This is a genomic window from Gemelliphila asaccharolytica, from assembly GCF_001553005.1.
Taxonomy (GTDB): Bacteria; Bacillota; Bacilli; order Staphylococcales; family Gemellaceae; genus Gemelliphila; species Gemelliphila asaccharolytica.
In genome coordinates, this window is record NZ_KQ959912.1 from 54,613 (window position 1) to 59,195 (window position 4,583).

Consider the following 4,583-nt stretch of genomic DNA (forward strand, 5'->3'; position numbering starts at 1 on the left):
TGCTTTTGTTATTAATGATTTTAAGTCTAACTCTTCTCCTACTTTTATCTGTTTATCTACTACTTCTAAAATAGGTTTTGTATTTGTTTTTGCTTCAGTTAGGGTATAATCTTGTATTAAATAAATAGGGGTATTAGTTTCTTTTTCTGTCATTTCTTTCGTTTTTTTGTAATCTTCACTTAAATTAGGATAAGTTTTTTTAAGTTCTTTTATCTTTTCTTTTATCAGTTTATCAATAGTGTCTTTTACTGCTTTCATTTCATCGTCCGAACCTTTTAATTCAAAAACTGATGGTATTTTCACTTCATATTCTTCATTTTTAAATTTAAGTTTTATTGATTTTTCAAAATTTTTATTTTTATAAGCATTTATAAAACCCGCATTATCTGTCACTATAATATGCTTAGTAGTTTTATTATCAGTATTTTCAACTTTAAAATTACTAATATTTTTCATGACAATGACACCCTTTGTTTCGTTAAACATATTTTCTACATAATTATCTTTAAAATCTACATTAACAATTTTTAAAACTGACTCTTCTGTTAAAGATTTATCAAACATATAGCTAAAATCAGCAGCTTTGTTTTTACCAAAATTTTCTGGAAAAGTTATTTTACCACTAAATTTAGATTCACCAAACATTCTTGTCATGCTGTTAACTTTGCTTGTATCCCATGTGTTTAAAGCTTCTAAATTCCCTGTAAGGTTGCTATTTGCAAACATTGCTCCCATATTTTTTACACTACTTACATTCCAAGATTTTAAATGTTCTAATGTTCCTGTGAATTTTGTTTCTCTAAACATTGCATACATATTATCAGCTTTATCTACTTTCCAGTCCTTTAGGGCTTCTAGTGTCCCTGTAAAATTAGAATACGCAAAAATACTTTGCATATTAGTTACACTACTTACATCCCATGTTTTCAGCCCATTTATATCGGAATTAAACTTAGAATTATTAAAAAGCCCACTCATATCAGTAACTTTTTTAGTGTTCCAGCTCTCTAATCCGTCTAGATTCCCTGTGAATTTTGAATATGAAAACATATTTTGCATATTTGTTACATTGCTTACATCCCATGATTTAAGAGAATTGATATCACCTTCTATTTCAGACTGATAAAACATGCCTCTCATATTAGTGACGTTACTTGTATCAAGCTCTGACAAATTTCCTATATTAGAAAGTTTTGCATTTTTAAATAAAAAAGATAAATCTCCCTCTGCATAAATTTTTCCTTCTAATTTCAGAGTTTTCCCCTTTGCCTCTGATGATTTTAATTTTTTTGTAAGTTCATAAAACTCTTGTGGATATTTTTTTTTGTTAATTAACGCTTCTTTTTCGCTTGTTTTTTGACCATTTTTTATCTCGCCTTTTGGCTTAATGATAAAATTGTCGCCTTGTATTTTTATTTCTATCGTTTTAAGTGATGATAATTCTTGCCCTGAAATTGTTTTTTTAGAGCCGTTTTCTACTACTTTACTAGGAGCGTCATCTGCTAATACGTTCGCTGTAGGTTGAAATAAACTACTTGATATTAAAAAAGATGCAACTATTGTGCTTTTTGATTTTCCTACTTTTGATAAAAAATTATGCCTTTTTCTTTCTTTTGTAAATTCATTTTTTCTTATTATATTCAATTCCTAATACTCCTTTTTTTAATATGTTATAAATTTTACTATTATAATAATTTATTATGATTTTTCTGGCAAAATTATACACTACGAAACAATATTATATATGTTTATTAATACATAAGTCAATAGTTTTAATTTTTGACTAAAATGAAAGAATATTATTAAAATATAGAGCTAATCAATAAGAAAATATTAAATTGATAAAGAAAAAGAAAAATAAATTATAAAATTTGCTTTATATTTAGAAAGTTCTATTTTCTTAAAAAAACAATATATTTTTTATTTATAAATTTATTAAATTTTACATTATTTTTTAGTTTAAACGAAAATTTTTTAATTATTTTTTTACTTTCTTCTATTATATTTTATCTATAACTGGGATATAATAAAATAAATTTTTGATGATGGTTTGATATGAATAATATTAAAACGATTTTACAATTTTTGTTTAAAAGTGAGTCATATTTCTTATATTGTGAAATTATTTTTTAAATGTTATAATAAAGTTAGTTGATAAATCCGTCAACTAGAGGTGTAAATTATTTTAAATTTTTTAAAATATACATTAATATTTATAATTATAAGGAGGAGAAATGTATGAAAAAAAATTTATCAAAATCTATTTTAGCACTTAGCATTTTAGCAACGCCTTTTTCTTACGGAGTTAACAGCTTTGCTCAAGGAGAAGGAAATACCGATGCTCTAAGAGAAGCGTTTTCAAGGGGGGGGGGCAAATAGCCCACTTTCTGCTAACCTGCTAAAAAAAGCAAAAGATAGAGCTAGTGAAATTGCAAAAAATAATGCTCCTAGGGATGTTAGTGGTGAGCTTGAAAATTTAAAAATGGTAATTTCAGGTAATACTAACGAAAATGCAACTACCATTCACCCGCTTCGCTCTAGTGAACCTAATGATACCACTACCGACCAAGAGATGAGATACAAAATCGCTTTTGATATAGATAAAAATACCGTAAAAGAAGGAGACTACTTTGATGTCGACCTTTCTAAAAATGTAAATCTATATGGATCAACTACTAAAGATTCTGATATTTCTACAAAACTTTATATAGGTAATGATGTAGTAGCAAAAGGTGTATATGATGTTGAAAAACATAAAATGAGATATACATTTACTAAAAATGCAGAAAAATATGGTCGTTTCCACCAAGAGATAAGCGAACCACTTTTTATCGATCCAAAAGAAGTGCCATTTGATGAAGATGCCTTGAAAGTTCAAGCTTCTATAGGAATACACAAAGCTGAAAAAACAGTAGCTATTGACTATAGAGTGCCAGTAGCAGAAGGAGCTGTTGATATCGATAGTAATAGTGTTGCTACACTTTATGATATTAATGAACAAGCAGGAACATATAAAGAAACTATTTATGTTAATAACCAAGGAAAACCACAAAATGGCACAAAAATGATAATAGAAAATGGTGGACAAGACTCATTTACTACTTTTGATGGTCAAGTTCTAAATAGCGTTAAAGTTTATAAAGTAAAAGACCCTTATAACCTTAAAGGAAGCATGGACTATGACGCAGAAAATCTAGAAGAGCTAAAACCTTCACAATTTGAAAAAAAATTAAAAGACGATCACAGTGGTATCGAAATTAATTTACAAAACAAAGGATCAAAAGACGTATATGTTATTCACTATAGTGGTAAATATGATGCTTCTAAAACTGCTAATGTTAAAACAACAGCTATAGCAGACCCAGAAAATAAACCTACAGAAACTGCCTCACACATTGCTTCAGTTTCACTAAAAGACCCAGAAGATGCAAACGAAGCTGCAAAAGGATCTTTTTATGATATGCATATCTATCAAACAGTAGATAAAGATGGAAATCTTATCAAAACAGACAGTATCAAAGAATTCCAGCACTACAGCAAAGGAACAGAAAACGAATCTTATGAAACTGAAAAAATAGACGAACCCGGATATACTTTAAACAAAGTTGTAGCTCAAAATAAAGCTATATGTAATCAAGACGGTTCAAAAGCAACTGGTAATTTCACAGATAGAATTACAAAATCAGTAACTTACTACTATACAAGACAAAATAATAAAGGATTCTTCAAAGAACACCATGTTTATCAAACAGTAGACGATCAAGGAAATGTACTATCAACAGACTACGTCGAATCTGGAAACTTACAAGACGGCGATGAAAATCAAAAATACATAGCTAAAAAACAAGATTTAGAAGGTTACACTTTTACCCATGTTGAAGATGTAGATGGGACTAGTAAAACTGATGATTCAGTAACAGGAAACTTTGAAACTGATAAAACTAAAAAAGCTACCTTCTTCTATCAAAAAGTAGTTAAAAAAGGACATTTCAAAGAAACACACATTTATATAACTAAAGATAAAACAACAGGTAAAATAGTAGGTAAAGAAGTTGTTGAGGGTGACTTGAAATCTGGAAGTAACGGAGATAAATACACTACAGAGAAAAAAGACAAAGACGGATACAAACTTACAGAAGTAAAAGCCACAGAAAATAATCCTTTATTTGATAAAAATGGTAAAAAAACAGAAGGAACTTATATAGAAGGAATAACACAAAAAGTTCAATATACTTATGAAAAAGAAGTTTCTACTGGAACATTCACTGAAACTCATGTCTATATCACTAAAGATGATGAAGGAAATATAATAAGTAAAGAAGTAGTTACAAAAGAACCACAAAGAGGAGAAAGCTCTGAAGAATATACTACTGGAAAAATAGATAAAGACGGATTTACATTTAAAGAAGCAAAAGATCCTAAAGAAGACCCTACTTATTCTAAAAAAGACGGAGCAACAACTAAAGGTAAGTTCAAAGAAGGCAAAGACCAAGCTATTACTTACGTTTATGAAAGAACAGTTCAAAAAGAAAAACCTGCTCCTACGCCAGAAGTGAAAAAAGGTAATTTCAAAGAAACTCACA

At 28.5% G+C, this 4,583-nt stretch carries 3 protein-coding genes; 2 read left to right on the forward strand and 1 reads right to left on the reverse strand.

Features of this window, described 5'->3' with window-relative positions:
• Positions 1-1,644, reverse strand: a 1,644-nt coding sequence (locus tag HMPREF1871_RS05985; RefSeq protein ID WP_066131254.1) for a BspA family leucine-rich repeat surface protein, incomplete at its 3' end; no start/stop codon positions are given.
• Positions 1,645-2,238: 594 nt separating this feature from the next.
• Between HMPREF1871_RS05985 and HMPREF1871_RS06240 the strand changes: the two genes are divergently transcribed.
• Complete coding sequence (locus HMPREF1871_RS06240) at positions 2,239-2,379, forward strand: hypothetical protein (protein WP_157058089.1); 141 nt, start codon at positions 2,239-2,241, stop codon at positions 2,377-2,379.
• A gap of 103 nt (positions 2,380-2,482) precedes the next feature.
• Positions 2,483-4,583, forward strand: a 2,101-nt coding sequence (locus HMPREF1871_RS05990; protein ID WP_198145798.1) for an Ig-like domain-containing protein, incomplete at its 3' end; no start/stop codon positions are given.

Excerpts from the sequence above, each read along its gene's own strand:
- HMPREF1871_RS06240 (WP_157058089.1), top strand. The coding sequence starts at position 2,239 with ATGAAAAAAAATTTATCAAAATCTATTTTAGCACTTAGCATTTTAGCA.